Here is a 22,357-nt window from a genome sequence, read left to right on the forward strand (position 1 = left end):
ATTAACGCCTCACCGCATCAAAGAGACTCTGTAGTTTTGCTTTCTCCGTAAAAAAGGCGCGGTTTCCACTCGCCTCAATAATTGCCAGCCATTGTCGGGTGAGTTGATAGAGAGAATCACTCTCTTCAAGGTTCAGATGTGAGCCACTGATCGTTTGTTTGGCTTTTTCCCGAATGCGGTGCAATTGTGCTAACGCACTGGGATCAGCAATATCCGGCAATCTCAAACTGTAAAGATGGCGGCAACAATATCTGAAAAACTGCGCCAACCAGTGTTCTTGGGTACTGAATTCCTGTATGGATGTCAACATCTCAGCCGGTTCCCACAGGGAAAGCATGGGTAAGCCAGAGCGCTGGGTGAGGTAACTCAACACGTTTTTGGGGGAAATCTCCAAATAACGGGTCACGCCGTTTTGTGCAACATATTGTAAGCTCGGTAACCACTGCACCGGAGAGATAAGGTGCTGCAAAATCGACGATCTCAACTGCTCTGCGGGCAACTCCGTACCACTGACATTACACACCAAGCGGGATAACCGCGGATTTTGCTGATCGGGCTGCGGCAGGAAATCCAGCAACGTGTCCAATTTTTCTTTCGCCTCAGCCATTAAAGGCGAATGAAAAGGCCCGCCAATTTTCAACGGATACAGTAATCCCCCCAATGCCTCCATGCGTGGCGCAAAACGCCGGATATCCGCCATCTCACCGGAAAGGGTTACCTGATCAAACGCATCTATCGCGGATACATATATTGCAATCCCCTCATCAAGACGGGCTTTATCCACTTCCTGCACCACGACTTCGGCGGGAACGTGTAAAACCCAACACATATCCCCTTGCTGATAATGTCGTGCACAGGTGGCGACCACTTCGGAACGAATATTGACCACATGTGTCAATGTGGCCAAATCCAGATAGCCGGCAGAACAGAGTGCGGGATACTGCCCTAAACTGTGTCCCATCATAAATTCAGCAACCAGCCCACAACGCAGGCGCAATATATCGGCAATCGCGATTGTGGTTGCCATAAGCGCTAATTGTGCAACACGTACTTGTTTTAACATGTCACGGCGTTCGCCGTGGATGACCGCAAATAGATCAACGTGTGACAGTTCTGAGACTTCGTTCAAACATGCCCGATATTCGGGGTATTGCTTGAACTCAGCAAACATATCCGGTTGCTGCGCGCCCACGCCGGGAAATAAAAATACGGTCTTGGCTGAGTCAATAGCGGTTCTCATTCTGAGGCTCCAGAAATCCAGAAATAATGAAATCGAGCTCCGATTGTGAGAGCTGACAAAGGGGAAAATCCGCAGGGATCAGGGTTCGTTCTTGGCGATGAACAAGAGGAACAGATTGCTCATCGTATGGCTCATCCAGACTGATACCGGGACAGGTATGGCTCCATGCTGATAGCCGGTTATCTAACTGGGTTAAATAATTCAGGGCATCATCGGCATTTCCCCCCGTCCCCAATCTCAGTTCAATAAAAACAGAGCTTGATTCTCGGCAATCGTAAATGAGGATGTCGAAATCAGCGCTGCTCTTTTCATCGGGATGACGAAAGCCACCTGAGAGAGACTGAACTAAGTTAATATGCTGCCACGCCTCGTTATTGCCCAGACCAAAACCAATATCGTTGATGCAAATCAGGGGCCTTGCCCCTGTGCCATGCAACCCCAGTTGTTTTTTCCAATCCGAGTTATCTTGATATAACTGTGCTTTCAACGCCTGTAAGACGCTCAATGAAGGTTCGTTAGTCAGGTTAAGTTGCAACCATTGAAAACCGGTGAACCAGCCCACGGCATTCGCCATTGCGGAGTGCCAGGCGGCGGGTATTTGGGTTTCCGCGAATAAACGGCCGTGATTTTCCAGTAATATACCGGGCTGTTGCTGTGATAAGCGGCCGTTATCCTGTATGACTTCCAGCAAAGCGGCGACAATTAACTGCGGTCGACTGGCTTTTTTGGCTTGTTCCATCAACTTGAAATCCTCGCCGGACACTGACAAGGCGAATGTGACGGGAGCCGTGGCTGGCTGATCTTCAGTATCGTCAGCCAGTGAAGCCCCGGCGTAAACCGCATCTTCTTGTAGACATTTATCTTCAAGACATTTATCTGCAAGCCATTTGCCCCACAAGAACACGCCCTGCTCTGCCGCTATCGCGGTAACGGTATTCGCCTCAGTGACCGATGCGCCTAATGCTTGATCCAATTCGTCCAATAAGAAAACCCATGAATGCACATCGCAAATCAGGTGATGGCAGATCCAAATCAAATAGTGTTTATTGGCAGCCGGATCGAATATCACCTCATGCACGCTAGGGCGGGTTGACAGGCAGACTTCGCCTTGCAATCGCTCAAGCCGGTCTTCAAGGCGCTCGTCTGGCGCTAATATTTTCCGGCTGTCGGGTGACGGCCATTCGGTATCGTGCAATGCCAGTGCGGGAGGCAAAAAATAACACTCACTCAGGTCGTGGTTGGCTCTCAGGGAAAAGATTTTATGTCTGGCTTTGACCGCAACGACTGCGGCATTGATTTGTCCGGCAGATAAAGAAGTGGTTAATTCAAGGACAACGCCTTGCTGCAACCGATCACCATGTTTAAAGCGATGATGTTGGAACCAGCGAACACTGGGTAAATATTGCAACCCATCTGCGCTTAACGCTTTGAGTTCTTCTGCGAAGGTTGAAGAAGCCGTTGTGATATTTGCGGATTGCTCCGCACAGGATGTTTCCAATATTGTCCCCAATGCGGTTGGTGTTAGCAGCGTATTGACAGCGATCCTCACGCCTTTTTTCGCCAATAATGCGACAAGGCGAATGGCTTTGATTGAGTCTCCCCCTTGTTCAAGAAATGAAGCCGTCAGATCGACCGAATAAGGCCAAATCGGTTTGAGAAATTCCGCATCCAGCCAGGCCGGAAGGGTATAACTTTTGGGTTTTTCTTGTGCCGCTTTATCGGGTAAACCGCACTGTGCAGCATCAATCAATGCCTTTCGCTGTGCTTTAGCGGCCACTATCAGTGACGCGATATCCACTTTACCATTGGCATTCATCGGCCAGGGCTGCACAGTGCAATACTCATTCGGTAACCAAGATTCAGCCAGTTTCTTTTTTAATCTGTCCTGAAATTCATGGTGTTGATGGGGGACAGGCTGGCTGCTGCACAAGGCAATGATTTCATGACCAGCCATCTCCCCGGTTTCATCAATGACCAGTTTCAGTGCTTTCAATTGCCGCCCCTGATCCTCTGCTTGTCCAAGCTGGAACAGCACATCTTCCACGGCTTTCTCAATTTCCGCCGGATGAATCCGGTGCCCGCGCACTTTGAACTCATCATCAATGCGTCCGAGACAATGGAAAATGCCCTGTTCATCCTGCATCCCCAAATCGCCCGTACGATACCAACGATATTGACCATTCTCGCTGGATACAAAGTGGGTTTCTGTCTGGGTGCGGTTATTCAGATAGCCATCCGCCAATATAGGCCCGCCGATCCAAATCTCCCCATTAAACCCACGCGGCATCATTTGCCCCCAGCTATCCCTGATCGAGATTTTCGCTTTACCCAGTGCTGTGCCGATAGGAGTCATTGTGTTTCTGGTATCACGGCTTACCGGATAAATACAGCATCCGACTGTCGCTTCGGTTGGCCCATATTCATTGATGATTTTACTGCCCAACGGTAAGGCATCGAGGGCTTTGTTCACCAATGAAACCGGCAAATTTTCTCCGCCAACAATAAAGGTCAGCGGATGCTGCCTATCGGAACTCAGGCCATGTTCAATCAATAAGGCAAGATGGGATGGCGTACATTTAACGCCCGTCAATGATTCATCAATGAGAAGATTGCGCAATAATTCAGGATCATCGCGAATGTCCTGTTCATGAGTTTGGATAAATCCCCCGGACATAACCGGCACTAAAATAGCGGTCTGTGTCAAATCAAAGCCAAAAGAGGTGAACAGCGGCATATTAAATGGGGCCTTATCCGCGTAGGCCGCTTTGGCTGCCAAGGCGTAATTGGCCAATGCAAGGGGCGAGATGACAACGCCTTTCGGTTCTCCGGTCGAGCCGGAGGTATACAGAATATAGGCCGGGTGACAAGCGGTTTGCTGTGACTGCATTTCAGGATGCGTCACTTTTATGTTTTCCTGAGCAACACGTTCCTGCTGCAAAGAAACGTTCAGCAAAGGCAAATTCAGTGTTTCAGCCAGATCGCGATCTGCCTCGGTGTAGATGCACAGGGAAGCCCCTGAATTGCGGATGAGGGTAAATAATCTCTCCGGCGGTGTTGTTGTGGGGCAAACAGGGACAACTGTCACATTTTCAATCAGGCAAGTCAGGTAAGCCAATAATATTTCAGGGGAGCGCCGCCCCAAAATCAACACAGGTTTACGCTCAATCTGCAACTGCCCCGTATTACGTATGCTACGTAATCGCCCACTGAACTGGTGTATCCACTGTAAGCCTTGACGATAAGTCAAATCGCGGGTTTTCACCGTTGCCTTAACGCTATTTTCCTTAACCCCATTTGCCTTAACCCCATTTGCCTTAACCCCGGCTAACTTAAATAGTGCGTTGTCAGCGTAGCATTCAAATGCCTCAAGTAAGTGGACGCTTATCGGTTCTGTCTTGGCGGCTTCTTGCGCCATGACTTCAACCGCAATGTCTATTGCATGATCAAGTACCGTGCACAAAAAAGCCTGACATTGTTCGGGCGACCATATTTTGCGGAAATCGGCCTCAAGGACAAAACGGCCATTTTCAAACCGATCATGAATGTGGAGAGTGGCAAACAGGGATTCGACAGCCTGAATATGATCGATGGTTATCTCGGCACCCGCAGCGGTTCTTTGAAATTCCCCTGTTTGATAGGAAACCCCAAAAGCCGGGATCATCCGTTTCCAGTCCGGTGATGCCAACTCCGCCCAACGGGTCGCAGGGGCATAACGTGAATGCACGATGGCTTTTTGTAACTGCTTTTTCAGGACTCGATAGCAGTCCACGGCTGTCTGCCCTGCTTGCCGAAACACTGGCAGCAAAATAGGCGCCACGCCCATTGAGGCCGACCGTTTCCCCGCTTCGCTCCAACGATTGACAATTGGCGCTTGCAATAACGCACAATTGCCGTCTTCAATCACCATTTGGCTATAGGCCACCGCAGTAAAAAATAACCTGAAAATGGAACCGCCACGGTTTTTGAATCGGTACAAAAGCTGATTTTGTGCTTCGGTCACGGTTGCTTTTATCCGCATGGATCGCGGCTCTAATCCACGATAATCCCCTATCGGATAACGGCAGGATAAGTTGCGGGTGTTGGCGGATGTGCTGTTCCCAAAAAGTGCCTGCCAATAGGCTGCATCTCTTTCTATGCGCCGGGAGTGTTCGTAATGGTGTTCTTCTTCAGCGCTGGCGGTGAAGGTGAATAAAGATGTTCCTGCCTGTTCTGTATCTGAACCCGAATCTGTGCCTTCTCGTTCCAATGCCTTAATCAAGGCATCCTGCAATAGGGTTAAACCCATTCCGTCTATCGCGGCGTGATGGGCTTTCAAAAACCATCCTGATTGATCTTGCTGAAAACGAACGGCAAAAATTCGTATTGGTGTGAGTGATAAATCTTCTTCCCGCAATAGCTGGCGCTCCGCCCAATGTTCAAATGCTGCCTTGGGATCGGAATACCTGCTGAAATCAACCTGCTCGACTTCTGTTTGGGGACGTTCGTGTCGAATACCGAACCATTCCATTTCGTTAATAAAACCGATGCGAAAAACATCGTGTGTCTTGAGGATACGATCAGCGGCATGTACCAGCCGCTCCAGAGAAATCATCCCCTGCAAGCGCGCTACGCCCCCCAAGTAGAACTGATGGCCAGACAGATTAAACAAACCCATGTTAAAAATGGCTTGTTGTGACCGCGTTAAGTCAAAAACTGATTTATTATTCATGGTGTGAACCACCATTTTGATTGAAGAACCGATCCCGCATATTTTGGGCTATCACTTTCCGGTTCAGTTTTCCCGAACTGGATCGGGGCAGATATTGGGTCTGCCAATAACGGGCGGGCAACATATAAGCCGGCATCTGTGCTGAGAGAAATTGTCTGATCGCTTGTGGGTCCAGTTCTTCTTGCCCCGCCACGATAGCCGCAACCAGCCATTGCACTTGTTCATGGTCTGCAACAACACAAGCAACAGCTTCGGTGATGGATGGATAGTTAAGTAAATGATGCTCGATCTCGCCCAATTCGATCCGCAATCCACGTAGCTTGACTTGGGTATCCTTCCGCCCCTGACAGAAAAAGCCGGTTTCTTTTTCGTACCAGCCAAGATCCCCCGTCAGATAAATTCGCTCCTGAATTTCTGGGTGAAAAACAAACACTTTCTCGGTTAAATCGGGTCGGTTGTAGTAACCTTCAGCCAGACATAGGCCACCGATAGCGATTTCACCTTGTCCTGAGCCTGCTTTTAATGCCAGATTGTCCGGATCAACCAGATACAATTTGCATCCGGTGAGTGCATTGCCGATGGGAACGAGATGCGATGAAGTTTTTATGCAGTCATAAAAACTGACATCAATCGCCGCTTCGGTCGGGCCATATAAATTGGTCAACGAACAATTGACCAACGAACCACGAGGGTTAAATACGCTGTGAAATTGCGCGACCAGACTGGCAAGCAGCGATTCCCCGCTCACATATACCCGACGCAAAGCCGGCAACGGCGGGGATATATCCGCATGACTATCTTGCAGTTCTTGCAGGACGGGCTTGAGTAAACTGGGGACAAAATGAACAATCGTAATCTTTTCACTTGCCAATGCCGCCACAATAGCCCTGGGAAAAGATTCCATTCCCGGTTGCAGCAGATAATGGCTCGCACCATTCAGGGCGGGTAAGAAAATTTCCCATAACGAGACATCAAAAGTCAGCGCTGTTCTTTGCAGGATAATATCTGAATCCGTTATCCCACTGTGTTGCTGATGCCACTCCAGCCGATTGATGAACGCGCCATGATTAACCAATACGCCTTTGGGCGTTCCTGTCGTACCGGAAGTAAAGATTAAGTATGCCGGATCAGTCGCTTGCAATGGCGGCATAGTGACCGAAAACGTGTTGTGATGCTTATTCTCTAAGCGTGGCGACAGGGTTATCTCTTCCAGTTGCTCACGGCTAATCTGTTCCAATTCAGCATTTGCCTGAGCAAACAAATTTTTCTGATTTGTGTTTTCCTGTTTGGAATGACAAAAAACGATACGGCATTGAGCCGTTGTCAACATAGATGTCAGGCGGGCGATCGGGATTTTTAGATCAACAGGAAAATAAACACCACCAGCCAGTAACACCGCGTATGCTGCCACCAAAAACTCAGGGCTGCGTTCAAACCCAATCGCTACACATTCCCCCTGACGCAGATTGCGCTCATTGAGCAGATAATGAGCCAACCGTTGTACTCTTACGTATAACGCTTCCCAAGATAAAATGTTTCCGCTGCCCCAGCGGATCGCCGGATTCGGGTTCTCTCTCGCCGTGCTTTCAAAATAATCAGTAATCATTCGACCTGTTTTCATGACGCCGAAGTCCTCTGGTTGCTGGCGTTATGATCCCCAAATGGTGATACCCAAATAGAAACCCGTCAGCCAGACAAAAATGCTTTTTTTCAGATAATAAATATGGGGAATGTGTTTATGGATGAGTCAGTGCAGCGTTGTAACTGAACCGAGTACAGACTTGTTTGCCAATCAGCATTTTTTGCAGTTCATTGCTTCCTTCTACAATTTGCAAAATCTTCGCATCCCGATAAAGCCGGCTGATACCGTTTATCTCATCACAACCATGACCGCCGTGGATTTGAACCGCCTTTGCAGCGCCTACGCCAGCTTCCTGTGAGGCAAAAAGTTTTGCTTGCAGGATGTGTTCAAGAGCATCTTCATCCTTGGCTTCTTTCGCTTTTGTCGCTGATAAGCAAATAAGTTGAGAGGCAAGCAGACTACTGGACATTTCCGCCAAATAGCCACGAATAATGCCTTGGTCCGCAAGCAATGTGCCGAAGGTAGTACGCGCATTGGCTCTGTGTACTGACGCCGCCAATGCCGCCTGCTGTATGCCCAGCGCAGCCCAAGCCACACTGATGCGCCCGTAGTCTAATGCACTGTTAGATATGAGATTTTGTCCAAAACCTGGCTTGCCGACAATATTGGCCTTGGGAATTCGGCAGTCATTGAAATCCAATATCGCCAGATGGGCACTCTTGAATCCCAACATATTTTTCTTGGCTGTTATTTTTAAGCCGGGGGCGCTCTTAGAAACCAATACCGCGGTATCCAACCCCTGATATTTGCCAAATACCAGAAAGAGATCGGCGATTTGAGCAAAAGTAATCCAGCTTTTTTGCCCGTTAATACTCAGCTCATCCCCATGATCTTCAAACTGGGTCGATAGATTTTTAGAATCTCCGCCGGCAGAAACTTCTGTTTGAGCAAAAGCACCAATAATTTCACCCTTGACCAACGGTGACAAAAAGCGTTGTTTTTGATCTTGGGAACCCCAATCCTCGATGGTTTTTAACATCATTGAGTGGACATTCAACAAACCAGTGAGCGAGCCACTTCCGGCACCGATGGCCATATTCAGTAACCCGAATGTGGTAGCATCAAATCCCAGTCCGCCATTTTCTGTTTTTGCCAATCCGCCCAACCAACCATGACGTGCAAGTTGCTGCACCACACTGGCTGGTATTGCTTCTGATAAATCCCATTCGTCAGCATAAGGTGCCACTTCCGTTGCCGAAAATCGCTCAAATGTTTGTCGCCATTCTTGCTGCACAGGTGATAAAAAACGATTAAACATTTGCGACCACCTTTTTATCTAAAAAATGGCAAACCGCTTGAATGCTCGAAAAATTAGCATTATCGAGATCATCAATTTCAACTTTAATTTTGAAATTTTTTTCTAGAAAGGAGATGAGTTGGATAGCAGCCAGAGAGTTAACCAACCCTGTTTCGAAAATATTAATGCTATCACCTAAATCCTGCTGACCAGAAAGTTTGCAAAGATATTCAGACACTAATTTCTTACGCTCAGATATATTCATCACGATTTTCCTTTACAACCTTAATTTCATTTGTTTTTTTGTCTGCAATAATTATCTGGATGGTTTATAAAAAGCATAGCTACCGCACGGGATTATTATCGCCCTAAAATAAAAACTTAGAATATTCATCTGGAAAAACAGATAATTCAACGCAGATTAATAACAATCCATCGCTTTTTCCATAATATAAAATATTAATTAAATTATTATTAGTAAGAAGATAATTATTGAAATTCATAAAAAGGTTTCGCAGAGTAATATACCCTTCCTTTTTTATAATCTTTAAACCGAGGATATAAATAAAATTCATTCAATATAGAAAATAGATTTTTAATATATGGATAAAATAAGAGATGATATTAAAAATTCCTCTATTAAACCGCCCGTTAATTAAAAAATATAATTAATGGTGATTCATTATTAGATCTATGCAATCAAGCCATAGTGCAACCCATAACACTACAGCTTGGAATATGAAAGGTGAGATAAAACGACAAAAGGCGTGTTAATTAAAAACGCCGGTGGACAAATACCGGTCACCACGATCACAAATAATCGCGACAATAACGGCACTAGGGTTTTCGGCTGCAATGCGTAACGCCCCGGAAACAGCTCCACCGGAACTGACACCACAGAAAATGCCTTCTTTCTGCGCCAATAAACGCATTGTCGTTTCCGCTTCCGCTTGACTGATATCCAAAACCCGATCCACCAACTCCTTCTGATAAATGCCCGGCATATAGGCCGGAGACCAACGGCGAATACCGGGGATATGACTATTTTCCGCAGGTTGTAATCCGGTCACTTGCACTTTGTCTGACTGAGATTTCAGATAGCGGCTCACTCCGGTAATGGTGCCTGTTGTTCCCATACTGGAAACAAAATGGGTGATCCGCCCTGCGGTTTGCCGCCAGATTTCCGGGCCAGTGGTATTGAAGTGAGCCAGTGAATTATCCGTATTATTAAATTGATCCAGCACTTTTCCTTCGCCGTTTCTCTCCATTTCTTGCGCCAAATCCCGTGCACCTTCCATTCCCAATTCTTTACTGACCAAAATTAATTCGGCACCGTAAGCCCGCATTGATGCCTGCCTCTCAAGGCTCATGTTTTCAGGCATTAATAATTTTAAGCGATAGCCTTTTACCGCCGCGATCATCGCCAGTGCAATACCGGTATTGCCGCTGGTTGCCTCAATCAGAATATCACCCGGCGCAATTTCTCCGCGTAATTCCGCTTGCCGGATCATCGAAAACGCCGCCCGGTCTTTCACGGAACCCGCCGGGTTATTGCCTTCCAACTTCACCCAAATTTCAGCATCAACGTTTTCTGTCATTCGTTGTAATTTTACCAGCGGTGTATTACCGATAAATTCTTCCAAGCTTGCCACAGCATTACCTAATTCATATAAGAATGGGTAAACAAATAATCATATTAAGGAAACCGTCGCAAGACATTAAGCAAAAAATCCAAGGCAAACGGGGCCAATTTCACCAAAACTGATCTCCCGTTGCCAGTGGAGCCATCCATCATGGCAACATCACCTGACGGACAAATTCCTTTTTCAGTTGCATACTGTAAGCCCTACCGTAAAATTTCACCGCCGTTGCCGGGGGGCTGACATCCGAGACAACCGACTTATACATCGGCGTCGAGCCAAATACCCTGTTCAGTTCTTTCTGGGTATCAGCCCGGATCAACCAGTCAAGAAACACCCTTGATGCCGCCGGATGGGGGCTATTGGCGGCAATAGCAGCCAGATTTCCCCCGCCGGGCATTCCAAACTGCGGAATATAGAATTTCAGCCGGGCGGTGATGGCCCCGGTTTTTTGTAGCCCGATCAGATGATCTTCCCAGGCGGGTGTCAGCATCAGTTCGCCGTCATTCAACCGGGTCAGACTGTCCGCACTCGACGCCGTCAGAGTAATGCGCTCTTTGTTGGCGGTGAACCACTGCCAGCCTTTCTGCCAGTTGGCCACTACGGCCGGATCTATCTGCCCGGCGGCGGTATCAAAATCGCCGCCCAACAGTGTCACTACGCGCTGAATGAACGCGTCTCCGGCACCGCCGTTATTCGGGTCGTTGTAGCCAAATTTCCCAGGATGGGCATCGATAAAGCGTTGCAGCGCTTTCAGGGTCTGCGGCAATGGGGTGTTTCCCATCTGCTGGGGATCGTAAGCCAGCCCGGTCTGGTTGCCCCAGAAAACCACGGCGTACCCCTGCGTATCAACATTCTGGATCTGGTGATACGCGTGCGGATAACCGGGCACCCCGTCTACCCGAGAGAGCGACTTTGCACCGAGCGCCACGGGGAGTTGCCCCACGGACAGAGCAACCACGTCAATTTTACCCTTCTCCTGACGGGATTCGGCCAGCAGTTTATTCATTATACCGTCCGCAGAACCTTCAGGAATGGATACCCTGATGCCGTATTGCTGTTCAAAGGGCTTCACGAAGCGGCGCCACTGGGATTGCAGATACCAGACGTTGAAAGTCACATGGCCTTCCTGCTTCGCCTGAGCCATCACCGTATCCCAGTTCTGGCTGTTCATCTCAGCGGCGGCAAATGTCAGCGAACTGAACAGCAGGCCACTGATCAGGATTATCACGATTTTTTTCATCACAGTTGCTCCTGTAAAACGTCAGGCCTTACCCGTGGACTGCGCCAGATAGTTGCCCTTCAGCAACTTCTCGATGATGATCATCAGGACAACACTGGGAATTGCCAGGATCATCGACACCACCGCCGCGTCCGGGCGCACAAAGGCGTAGCCGAGGAAGGTATAGAGGATGGTCGGAACAGTAATAAAATCCGGTGCGCCCAGAACATAGGCGATGCTGAACTCCTCCAGGCTTTTCACCAGACAGAAAATCAGTGCAGCCAGGAAACTCGGTTTCAGCAGAGGCAGATAGGCGTTACTGAACGTCCCCCAGTAACCAGCCCCAAGGTCACGGCTGGCGTCAATCAAATCCTGCGGTACCGCCTTAAATCCCGCAGACATAATGCGGATAGAATAGGGCAAGGTCAGTACCGTATGACCCAGCACAATGCCAATGAACGGGTTACTGATCTTAAGCTTCATCAACATGGCACTGAAGAAAATAGCGGTGATCATACCCGGCATCACCAACGGGATCAGCGTCAGCATCTCCGCCACAGCCCGCCCACGAAAGTTCAGGCGTCCGAAGGCATAGGCCGTGGGCAGTGACAGCAGCAGGCTCACCCCCGCCACCACTGGGGCGAGGGTATAGCTGTTGAACAATGCTTCAGGCAGCGCGGTGTTTTCCCAGACCAGTTGCCAGCGGTGAAACGACAGCACCGGCGGGAAGAGGTCCGGGTAACTCCACGGATGCTGGGGATCGACCAGCGACCACAGGATCGCCATACCGAACGGCAACCCCAGCCATACCAGATTAACCACCCCAAAGAAAGTCAACGAAATCGTGATCACCAGACGGCCATGGGCGGTGCGATTCATAGGATCTCTCCTTTGCGGGTGGTAAACGGTGTGATAATGAGGGTTATCAGCAAGGTGCAGACAGCCGCGGTCACCATCATGATGGCGGCTATCACCGCCGCATTATTCCATTCGCCGTATTCCATGGCGGTCGCCTGCATCAGGCGGGCCAGTGAATACGTGTTGCGCGGCCCAGCCACTGAAAAGAAAGCAAAGTCGCCCAGTGCGCCGATAAACACCAGAATCAGCGCCACCTGAACGGCAGGCAGGGTGAGCGGCACCACCACATGGGTAAAACGCCGCCAGCGACTGGCCCCCAAATTGCGGGCCGCATCCAGAACATCATGACGGATGGCGTTCACGGCACCTCCCACCAGAATCAGGGCAAACGGCAGGTTCTTCCAGATTTGCAGGATCACCACGCCCCAGCCAAAGTCGTCGTTCTGCAAGTGCAGGGGCGCGCGAATAATTCCCATCGCCAGCAGCAGTTCATTGATAACACCATGGTAGGCGATGATGTTGACGAACAGAAAGGCCGCTACCAGGCCGGGAATAAACATCGGCGCACGCAGCACGGCGATAATGCCTGCTTTCATGGTGCGTGGCTGGCGCAGCCATAAGGCAAGCGGGTAAGCAAACAGCACCGCGCCGATCGCTCCCAGCAGCGACACTTTCACCGAGTAGTACAGGGCGCGGTGCAGCACGTTGTCCTGCAACATGTTGCGCCAATATTCCAGCGAGAAATGGCTATCGCCCGTCAGGTTGAAGTAACCAATTCCCTGCATAAGCATGACGTAAACGGTAGATCCCATCAGCAGCAGAATGGTCCCCAGACCGCTCAGCATCAGCAGCCAAGCCAGCAGATCCTGGCGCCAATTTTTCATGATGCCGACTCCAAAAAGTGAATGGCGTCTTCCGGCAGGCGGAAGCCGACGCGCTCGCCCGGACCGACCGGGGGCTTCTTAAGCAACTGCAAGCGTACTGACAGCCCGGTGTCGTTATGCCCCCAGGCTTCGGTGAAATTGCCCACAAACGCCATTTTGTCGAGGGTCAGGGTGAAATGGTTATCACCGGTCTGCGCCTTGCCTGTTAACTGCGCATCCTCCGGCCGCCAGCAGATATAACAGTGCGCCGCGCACGGCGGCTGAACAGAACGGACATAAAACTCACCCAAGCGGCACCGTACCCGGAAATACCCCGGCTGCGACGCCGGCGTCACCTGGGCGGTATCAATATTGGCTGCGCCGATAAAATCCGCCACGAAACGGTTCGCCGGACGGTAATACATCTCCTCCGGCGTACCGATCTGCACCACGCGCCCCCCGTTGAGCAGCACGATCCTGTCAGACATGGACAACGCCTCTGCCTGATCGTGGGTAACATAAACCGACGTAAGCCGGTACTGGCGCTGTAGCGCCTTTATTTCGAAACGGACACTTTCCCGCAGCCGGGCGTCCAGATTGGAAAGGGGTTCATCAAACAGGATCACATCCGGGCGGGTGATCATGGCGCGAGCCAGCGCCACGCGCTGTTGCTGGCCGCCGGACAACTGGGCGGGCATTCTCAGTCGCTGATTTTCCAGACCTACCTGTTTCAGCACGGCAGTCAGTCGGCTGTGCTGTTCGCTGGCAGCGATCCGTTTTTGTTTTAGACCGAAGCAGATGTTGTGCGCCACATTGAGGTGCGGGAACAGGGCATAGGATTGAAAGCACATGGCGGTGTTGCGTTTTTCCGGCGGCAGGTGGTTTATGAGCTCGTCATTGATCAGGATACGCCCGCTGTCTGGCGGATAAAACCCGCCGATAAGCTTCAACAGCGTGGTTTTACCACAGCCGCTCGGCCCCAGCAACGTCACAAACTCCCCCTCTTCCGCACAAAAAGAGATGTCGCTGGCGACACTGACACCGCCAAAATTTTTGCTCACCTGTTCCAGCATCAGTTTTGCCATACCCAGATTTCCCGCCGTATGCCGTGTGAAAGAGGGTTATTATATCTACAGGATAAACACGCCATGATATGTGACAGGGATCATTTAAAGCGAAAAATGTTCCGAATCTAGCACAATGCAGCACAATTAATATAGCTTGCTGGGATTGTGAAAAATTTTGTGTCGGCCATTTCACATTTAAATTTCACTGTGAAATGGTAAATTAAATCACCGTGACTATTCACCGAGGAACAGAAGATGGCGTTCAATTTTCACCGGGCAACTGAAGGGGTGGTACTGGCCAACAGTCACCGGGGGTTTTCCAGTTGCTGCCCGGAGAACACCTTTCCGGCGTTTGAGGCAGCCCGCAAGGCAGGGACACACTGCATTGAGATCGATGTCCATCTCACGGCAGACAATCAGCTTGTGGTGACCCACGATCACCGAATCGACCGGGTATCGACCGGACAAGGGTTCGTGGAACAGATGACACTTCCGCAGTTGCGGGCGTTCGACTTTGGCGTCCGATATCATCCGGCGTTTGCCGGTACAGAGATCCCGCTGCTGGCGGATGTGCTGCGCTGGGCGGTGGAACACGGCATGGGGGTGATCGTCGAAGCCAAACAGCGCCGTCGGCACGATGCGTTTGTCACGGCCATGACAGCGCTGCTGCGCGCACAGCCGGACGCGATTTCCCATATACAGTTGCTGGGCTTCAACCACGTGCTGATTAATCAGGTGCAGGCGCAGATCCCGGCACTGGTGTTACAGGTGGTGACGCTGGAACGCTACAACAACCAGCTTGCCTCAGTACAACAGTCAAATGCCGGTTGCGTGTGCTTTGAATATGAGTTTGCCCATGTGGACGATCTGCGCGCTTATAAAAAGGCCGGGCTGGGAGTAAGAATGTTCCTGCATAGCACGAAAAACGGCAGGGACCCGCTGACCCGGTATCAAGAGCAGTTCGGGTATGACAGCCGGCCGGAGATCTTGAGCTGGCTGCGTGAAGGGCTGATTGACATGCTCAGCCACGACGATATCCCGTATTTGCAATCACTGATTGAGGAAGCGGGTCTGCGCTGGAGTTAAACGGCCATCATCACAAGGATAAGGCAACCATGAACACCTGGCGCTGCGGGAAATGCAGCGCTTGCTTTACCGTTATTTGCCCTTACAGGGGCAATGCTTAGCCCGTGCCACCACAGTCGCGTTCATTCGAGCAGACGCGAATTGAAAAGTTCTTCTCAACGCCGGACTTATAGCATGAAGTTTCTCCTTCAAATGCTTCAATTCTAACGGGAGACCGGGTCTGGTAAGCGGTCTCGATCGTTGATAATAATCGTTGATGTAGTATCCAGTTTTCATTGTCGTCTGTGTCAGTAGCGAGCGTCTCTATGCCAATAATAATGTGTCCCGTGGCCTTCTTGATCCCGTCCGGCCATTGAGATAAGTAGTAGCTCCCCTGAGGCGAGGGGAAGCCGGTTGTATCCAACTCAATACGAGTGGTGAGGTAATTGTCTTTTTTCTGATCTTTTGCAGGGCCATTCTGATCCACCGCATAGGAGGTGATATACCCTGCCCCACACAAAGTCGGTTTTTTATTCTCCTGTCGTGTTCCTGTTGCCGCACGTTTTGCGGTTTTTACGTTACTGGCCGACGGTGCCGGCAGGGAAGAACACGCAGTCAAGATAAACAGGCACAGCGCAAGTGGGCCTGCAAGTACACTGCAATAACTCAATTTCTTCATAGTCTACTCCAGCTTTGCTTAGCAACACGCCCTCCCTTTTTAAAGAGGACGCAAGTTAAATGATAAGAAAAATCGGATTATTCGATGTATATTCCTTTAAGGGACCATGCTTACCCGTTGCCACCACAGTCGCGTTCATTCGAGCAGACGCGAATTGAATATACCCTTTCACCGTCGAATGAATAGCAGTGACCAATTCCAAACGTTTCAATTCTGACAGGCGACCGGGTCCTGTAGGCGGTCTCGATCGTTGATAATAATCGTTGATGTAGCATCCGGTTTTCATTGTCTGTGTTGGTGGCGAGCGTCTCTATGCTGATAATGTGTCCCGTGCCCGTGGTGCCGTCCGGCCATCGATCTAGATAGTCGAACCCCCCGGGCTTAGGGAAGCCGGTTGTATCTAACTGAATGCGGGTGGTGAGGTAATCGTCTTTTTCCTGACCTTCTGCAGAGCCATTCTGATCTACCGCATAGGAGGTGATATACCCTGCCCCGCACAAAGTCGGTTTTTTATTCGCCTGTAGTGTTCCTGTTGCCGCAAGTTTTGCGGTTTTTACGTTACTGGCCGACGGTGCCGGCAGGGAAGAACACGCAGTCAGGATAAACAGGGACAGCACAAGTGGGCCTGCAAGTACACTGCAATAACTCAATTTCTTCATGGTCTACTCCAGTTTTGCTTAGCAACACGCCCTCCTTTTTAAAGAGGACGCGAGTTAAATGATAAGGAAAATCGGATTATTCGATGTACGGGGTGCCGAACGTCGCCTGAAAGTGCTTCCTGGCGTTTGAGGCATCAACCGTGGCCTTGTCCAACTCAGCCTGGATTTTTTTCCCGGCCGCAACCCAGATCTTCACGGGAACCTGTGACCGATAAACCGGCTGATGCTTCGCCAGACGATGCAACACTCGAGGATTGATCACGGGAACGGGGGGAGTCACGCTCTCCGCCGTTTTCATGGATAATTGCTCACCTTTCAATCCCGCGATGATGCCATCAATGTTCTTGATGTCATTAACCTGTTCCTCGAACGTGGACAACTTAGTCCCTATCGCGTCCCCATAAAGATGCTTGGTCCAGTCCGGCAACGTATAAGCCGGGATGTTGTCCGGTGTAAATCGCGGTTTGACCAGCGCGCTGGCACGATACTGCAAATCATCCGGCAGGCCGTTATGGCCGAGCAATCCCATGGCGCCGACGCGCAAATCGGTCGGCAGGTCCGTCGTGGCATAGCCCACCGGAAGGTGGTCAGCGGTCAACTCCTGTTGCTTGTTGAGGATTGCCCTGCTCGAACGCAACAGGGGGGCAGGATAGGCATTGTTCTCATAAACGGTTCCCCCCATGTTGTAATAGAAATTACGGATGGATCCTTGGGCAACGGCACCGTCCGGTGTGCGATGCGCCAGAGAAAAATCGGGATAACGGTCTGACAAACCGAAAATGCTCTTGGCGATCAGGGTGCTGACTCTGGCGGAGGTTTGATCCGGCAGTTCCAGCTTCGGTGTGATAGTCCCCGCCATGATGGCCTTGTAAAGCGCCATAAAATTGTCCTGAATCGCCGACTTGAATTTGTCGCTTTGCGGCATGGCGTTGAATGCCTTACTGGATGAAGGATCCCCGGGATGCCGGACTATGTGTTCCAGCGAAGGGGTGATCCCGATCTGGAAGACCGTCAGGTCACCGAGCGTGGCAAAATCGGTCGCCCAGCGGTAAAGCAGATAGGTACGGGACTCGATTTCGGTCAGTTGATCATCAGAGAAAATCGTCTTGCCCTGAAAAGTATTGGCCGGATCTTGCGACACAGTAGAAAAGGGCAGAAGGGAACGGTATCTGTAGTGCGATGTCATCGGCTCCTGTGCTGTCCAGTACATGGTGAAGGTCATATCCGTCACCGTCGACAGCATGACCCCTTCATTGGTCAGTAAAATAGCATTCTCCATCACTACCAGAAGGTGCGGGTTAATCTTATAGATCTCAGCGGCAGCCTCGTTAGGAGACAGAGCGTGCCGGGCAGCATATTGCCTGACGACATCATACGCACCTGCCCTAAAAGCAAAAGGATACACCTTGATAACAACCTGATCTCTGTAGTCAGGATGGGCTTTCAAGATATCGATAACCGAGAGGGGGGCGTCATTTCTGGCATCAATGTACACGGTCATCCCGGGGAGATTTTCATGTATGAACTTCAGGACATCCTCTGTCTTCATCAACCGTTTCAGCCCGCTGCTCTGCACGGCATAAGGAGCGCCCAGCGGATTGAGGATGTCGATGTTGGTCTGCGCAATCTTCGCATAGTTGTTTTTTCCCACCAACACCGGTGGCTTGTTGAGGTCACCGGTCAACCGATTGGTTACCAAGTCATGAACCACCACACTCTGATGATCCGCTGTGTCGAGCACATCAAATTCAACCGAACGGATCCCTGCAACATAGGCGTTCACAATGGCCGCCAGTGAGTTCTGGGGGATCCGCAACGCATTATCGTACAGGGCACGGTGCGCATTAAACTGAAAATTAGTCGAGGTAAATCCGCCGTCAGCACTCAGGATATCGTCAACGGGCCTGAGTTCTGGATGTGACTTCATCGCCTGAATAAACACCCTATTCTGGGCATCGGTCGTAATAACCGAACGCTCTTCCTCATAAATCGTCAGGCTGCGGTTTGCTCTGGCAAACGCCAGAATCGCCCTGATCTCCCGGTCGGTAAGATTCGCATAACGTTTTTGAAAATCGGCCAGACGTTTCCTGACCTCATGCTGATTGATATTGTCAGGCTGGCCGAGCTGGGCAATCAGATCCCGGAACTCCGTCCCCATGATATAGCTGGAAATCAGGCTGGAATAAGCACCATAAATAAACTTGTTATCCCAAACTTGGGTCCGGTAAGGGCTGTCGGGTGTTGGTTCGGCACGGGCTTCCGTCATAAAGGCGCCGACGAGGGAAAAAACAAGGAGAATTTTCAGTGTCGGCATCAGGGATCGGTATCCGGTGAGTGAAGTACTCATACATATCTCCGTACTTTCGTTTTAGCATTTATGCCCACCGAGGCTAACGCTCGGGCGGCGACGGTATGTTTATTCTGTCACTAGGGTTGGCGCGTTTTTCGCCTTCATGGGTGAAAATTTTTAGAGGATATGCTGACTTTTGGCAACTGAAATTGATGGTGTTTCATTCAACGTTACTTAAACGAACAGGCAATATTTAAACAAATAGGAAATTGGCCCGAATGCTCCTGAAGTCAATCCAGAACAAAAAATCCCTACTCCCTCGCATGGCGGGAAATAGGGATGCAATATAAAGATGAATAAAATCAGGCGGATTCAGCAAATCGCAACACGTTTAACGGCAAATCCCCCGCATATAAGCGAGCCCCTGTGCCACCCATAAAATAATGAGCTCCCCTCACCGGAATGGATGAATCATCCTGCCAAATCACGGACAGGTATTCATTCCCCCATCCTATTGGCTGAACAGATAACAGGAAAAAATGACCGCGCGGACTCACTTCCACGACTTGCACCGGCAAAGGACAGACTGTGGTTTGTTTGGCACTGAGCACCATATCCCAAGGGCGGAAAAAGACATCAACCTTTCCTTGATGCAGTGGTGTGATATTCAACGGAAAAATTGTCCCGCCAATCCAGAGATGGGAACCTTTAATTTCACCACTCAGTTTGTTGATTTCGCCCATAAATTCAAGGACAAAGCGGTTCTCCGGTTCATGCCACACTTGCTGGGGCGTGCCGACCTGTTCAATGCGCCCCTGGTTCATCAGCACCACCCTGTCAGCCACTTCCATCGCCTCTTCCTGATCATGGGTGACAAAGACGCTGGTAAACTTCAACTCTTCATGAAGCTGGCGCAACCAACGACGCAATTCCATTCTCACTTGCGCGTCCAATGCGCCAAACGGCTCATCCAACAACAGGATCTGCGGCTCAACGGCCAATGCCCTGGCTAATGCCACACGCTGTTTTTGCCCACCAGAAAGCTGAGAGGGATAACGTTCTGCCAAATGGGAGAGTTGTACCATCTCCAGCAAGGCCATGACTTGACGGTGCAATCTCTCAGCACTAGGACGTTGATGACGGGGAAGCACGGTCAGGCCAAACGCCACGTTATCAAATACCGTCATATGGCGAAATAAGGCGTAGTGCTGAAAGACAAACCCAACACGCCGATCTTTTGCATGTCGCTGGCTGACCTCCTGCCCGTGGAACTTCAATTGACCGGCACTCTGCTGCTCAAGCCCCGCGATAATCCTCAACAAGGTCGTCTTGCCGGAACCCGACGGCCCCAGCAGGGCGACCATTTCACCCGATTCAATAGCCAGTGAAATTTCGTTCAGTATCTGAGATCGGCCAAAAGATTTACTGATTTTGTTGATTTCAATACTCATATCCCGCTCCTCATCCCCCTTGCTGACGGCTTAAACGCCATTGCAATGCGCTTTTGACAATCAGGGTAATAATCGCCATCACCGCCAATAAGGCCGCTGCCGTAAATGCGCCAACCGTGTTGTAATCTTGATACAACAACTCAACCTGCAAAGGCAGCGTATAAGTTTCACCGCGAATGGCCCCCGATACCACCGACACGGCACCAAATTCCCCAATCGCCCGCGCATTGGTCAAAACAACGCCATATAACAATGCCCAACGAATATTTGGCAATGTCACGTGCCAGAACATCTTCCAGCCAGAGGCCCCTAACAATATGGCCGCTTCATCTTCCTGATTACCTTGGCTCAGCATCACCGGCACTAATTCACGCACCACAAACGGGCAGGTCACAAAGACCGTCACCAATACCATGCCAGGCCATGAAAACATCAATTGAATGTCATAATTCCCCAGCCAACTGCCTAACCCCCCATTGGCACCATAAAACAGAAGATAAAGTAATCCGGCCACAACCGGCGAAATGGCAAACGGAATATCAATGAGTGTCAGTAATAATTGCCGGCCGGGGAATTGGAAACGTGTCACCAGCCATGCTGTCATGACACCAAAAACCAAATTGAGGGGAACGGTGATAAACGCAATCAGCACGGTCAACCAGATAGCGTGCAGCATATCGGGATCGGAAAGGTTTTGTGCAACCCTATCGATGCCTTTGGAAAAGGCAGTCAGGAAAATCCATGCTATTGGTATGACCAACAACAGAACCGAAAAAAGGATACCGGTGCCAATCAATAGCCCCTTTCCCCAATTTATGGAGGAACGTTTTACGGCAAGGCGTTGCGCCACGGTGGATACGGAAAATTCAGTCATCACTGTCCTCCAATCCGTTTACCAAAGCGGCTTTGCACGATATTGACACTAAATAGCAATAATAACGATGCGGCAAGAATGACCGATGCGATTGCACTGGCCGCCGGATAATCAAATTCTTGCAAGCGGACAAAGATCATCAGGGAGGCGACTTCAGTTTGCCAGGCAATATTGCCCGCAATAAAAATCACCGCACCAAATTCCCCCAAACTGCGGGTAAAAGAAAGCACCGTTCCGGCAATTAATGCCGGTGAAACCTCCGGTAAAATCACCCGCCGAAAAGTTTGCCAACGGCTCGCGCCTAAGGTCTGGGCGGCTTCCTCATATTCAGGGCCTAATTCTTCAAGAACCGGCTGAACCGTGCGGACAACAAAAGGCAGGCTGGTAAATGCCATTGCAACCGCAATACCTAACCAAGTGTTGGCAACTTTGATATCGAAATTGCCAAGCCAGGCACCATACCACCCGGTTGCAGAAAAGAGGGTCGCCAGGGTTAAACCGGCAACGGCGGTCGGTAAAGCAAAGGGCAAATCCATCAAACCGTCGAGTAAACTGCGGCCCGGAAATTGATAGCGCGTTAATATCCAGGCCATCAACATGCCAAAAACCATATTGAACAAACTGGCAACCGTTGCCGCCAGTAATGTCACTTGATAAGCGGCAACCACCTGAGGATTGACGATGACCTGCCAATATTGTTCCCATGTCATGCTGGAAAGCTGCACGACCAAAGCGCTCAACGGCAGCAGCAGGATAAGGCAGACATAAAACAGGCTACAGCCCAGACTCAGCCCAAATCCAGGCAAGACACGTTTGCTGGCCCCCCACATTATTGACGCCCTTCTATAGCCACTATTTTCAT

Annotated in this window: 17 protein-coding genes; 1 reads left to right on the plus strand and 16 read right to left on the minus strand. The window is 50.2% G+C overall.

The genetic code is table 11. The annotated features are described in order from the left end of the window. Position 1: 1 nt before the first annotated feature. From XDD1_RS12580 to XDD1_RS12625, 10 genes are all read right to left on the minus strand, one after another. The gene (locus tag XDD1_RS12580) at positions 2-1,240 is read right to left on the minus strand and encodes an ACP S-malonyltransferase (protein ID WP_045971632.1); all 1,239 of its coding nucleotides are present in this window, start codon (positions 1,238-1,240) and stop codon (positions 2-4) included. Beyond that, entirely contained in the window at positions 1,224-5,948 is a 4,725-nt protein-coding gene (locus tag XDD1_RS12585) for an AMP-binding protein (RefSeq protein ID WP_045971634.1), read from the minus strand. Before XDD1_RS12585 ends, XDD1_RS12580 begins: the two co-directional genes overlap by 17 nt. Continuing rightward, entirely contained in the window at positions 5,941-7,569 is a 1,629-nt protein-coding gene (locus XDD1_RS12590; RefSeq protein WP_045971636.1) for an amino acid adenylation domain-containing protein, read from the minus strand. Before XDD1_RS12590 ends, XDD1_RS12585 begins: the two co-directional genes overlap by 8 nt. Positions 7,570-7,684: 115 nt before the next feature. Then, a complete protein-coding gene (locus tag XDD1_RS12595; RefSeq protein ID WP_045971638.1) occupies positions 7,685-8,848 on the minus strand; it encodes an acyl-CoA dehydrogenase family protein in 1,164 nt (387 codons plus the stop codon). Beyond that, positions 8,841-9,092 (minus strand): acyl carrier protein, encoded by a 252-nt coding sequence (locus XDD1_RS12600; RefSeq protein WP_045971640.1) that lies wholly within the window; start codon positions 9,090-9,092, stop codon positions 8,841-8,843. Before XDD1_RS12600 ends, XDD1_RS12595 begins: the two co-directional genes overlap by 8 nt. 505 nt (positions 9,093-9,597) lie before the next feature. After that, positions 9,598-10,479, minus strand: a complete 882-nt coding sequence (cysM, locus tag XDD1_RS12605; protein WP_045971642.1) for a cysteine synthase CysM — start codon at positions 10,477-10,479, stop codon at positions 9,598-9,600. A gap of 139 nt (positions 10,480-10,618) precedes the next feature. Further along, a complete protein-coding gene (locus XDD1_RS12610) occupies positions 10,619-11,710 on the minus strand; it encodes an extracellular solute-binding protein (protein WP_045971644.1) in 1,092 nt (363 codons plus the stop codon). Positions 11,711-11,731: 21 nt separating this feature from the next. Next, positions 11,732-12,568 (minus strand): ABC transporter permease, encoded by an 837-nt coding sequence (locus tag XDD1_RS12615; protein ID WP_045971646.1) that lies wholly within the window; start codon positions 12,566-12,568, stop codon positions 11,732-11,734. After that, on the minus strand, positions 12,565-13,431 hold the full coding sequence (locus XDD1_RS12620) for an ABC transporter permease (protein ID WP_045971648.1): 867 nt from the start codon (positions 13,429-13,431) through the stop codon (positions 12,565-12,567). The genes XDD1_RS12615 and XDD1_RS12620 overlap by 4 nt, the downstream gene beginning before the upstream one ends. Then, on the minus strand, positions 13,428-14,495 hold the full coding sequence (locus XDD1_RS12625) for an ABC transporter ATP-binding protein (RefSeq protein ID WP_045971650.1): 1,068 nt from the start codon (positions 14,493-14,495) through the stop codon (positions 13,428-13,430). The genes XDD1_RS12620 and XDD1_RS12625 overlap by 4 nt, the downstream gene beginning before the upstream one ends. A 237-nt stretch (positions 14,496-14,732) precedes the next feature. Here XDD1_RS12625 and XDD1_RS12630 point away from each other — a divergent pair, with 237 nt between their 5' ends. After that, positions 14,733-15,563, plus strand: coding sequence for a glycerophosphodiester phosphodiesterase (locus tag XDD1_RS12630; RefSeq protein WP_045971652.1), 831 nt, complete (start codon positions 14,733-14,735; stop codon positions 15,561-15,563). A gap of 97 nt (positions 15,564-15,660) precedes the next feature. On the opposite strand, the gene XDD1_RS12635 is transcribed toward XDD1_RS12630, so the two are convergent. From XDD1_RS12635 to cysT, 6 genes are all read right to left on the minus strand, one after another. Beyond that, positions 15,661-16,212 (minus strand): hypothetical protein, encoded by a 552-nt coding sequence (locus tag XDD1_RS12635; protein WP_156979656.1) that lies wholly within the window; start codon positions 16,210-16,212, stop codon positions 15,661-15,663. 119 nt (positions 16,213-16,331) lie between these two features. Continuing rightward, positions 16,332-16,880: a hypothetical protein gene (locus XDD1_RS12640; RefSeq protein WP_045971655.1), complete on the minus strand. Its 549-nt coding sequence runs from the start codon at positions 16,878-16,880 to the stop codon at positions 16,332-16,334. A gap of 76 nt (positions 16,881-16,956) precedes the next feature. After that, on the minus strand, positions 16,957-19,227 hold the full coding sequence (locus XDD1_RS12645) for a glycerophosphodiester phosphodiesterase family protein (RefSeq protein ID WP_045971657.1): 2,271 nt from the start codon (positions 19,225-19,227) through the stop codon (positions 16,957-16,959). 305 nt (positions 19,228-19,532) lie between these two features. After that, complete coding sequence (gene cysA, locus XDD1_RS12650) at positions 19,533-20,621, minus strand: sulfate/thiosulfate ABC transporter ATP-binding protein CysA (RefSeq protein WP_045971659.1); 1,089 nt, start codon at positions 20,619-20,621, stop codon at positions 19,533-19,535. A gap of 10 nt (positions 20,622-20,631) precedes the next feature. Continuing rightward, positions 20,632-21,495 (minus strand): sulfate/thiosulfate ABC transporter permease CysW, encoded by an 864-nt coding sequence (gene cysW / locus XDD1_RS12655; protein ID WP_045971660.1) that lies wholly within the window; start codon positions 21,493-21,495, stop codon positions 20,632-20,634. After that, complete coding sequence (cysT, locus tag XDD1_RS12660) at positions 21,495-22,325, minus strand: sulfate/thiosulfate ABC transporter permease CysT (RefSeq protein WP_045971661.1); 831 nt, start codon at positions 22,323-22,325, stop codon at positions 21,495-21,497. The genes cysW and cysT overlap by 1 nt, the downstream gene beginning before the upstream one ends. Between the last annotated feature and the right edge of the window lie 32 nt (positions 22,326-22,357).

Origin of the sequence: Xenorhabdus doucetiae, from assembly GCF_000968195.1 — a bacterium.
In the GTDB taxonomy this organism is placed as follows: Bacteria; Pseudomonadota; Gammaproteobacteria; order Enterobacterales; family Enterobacteriaceae; genus Xenorhabdus; species Xenorhabdus doucetiae.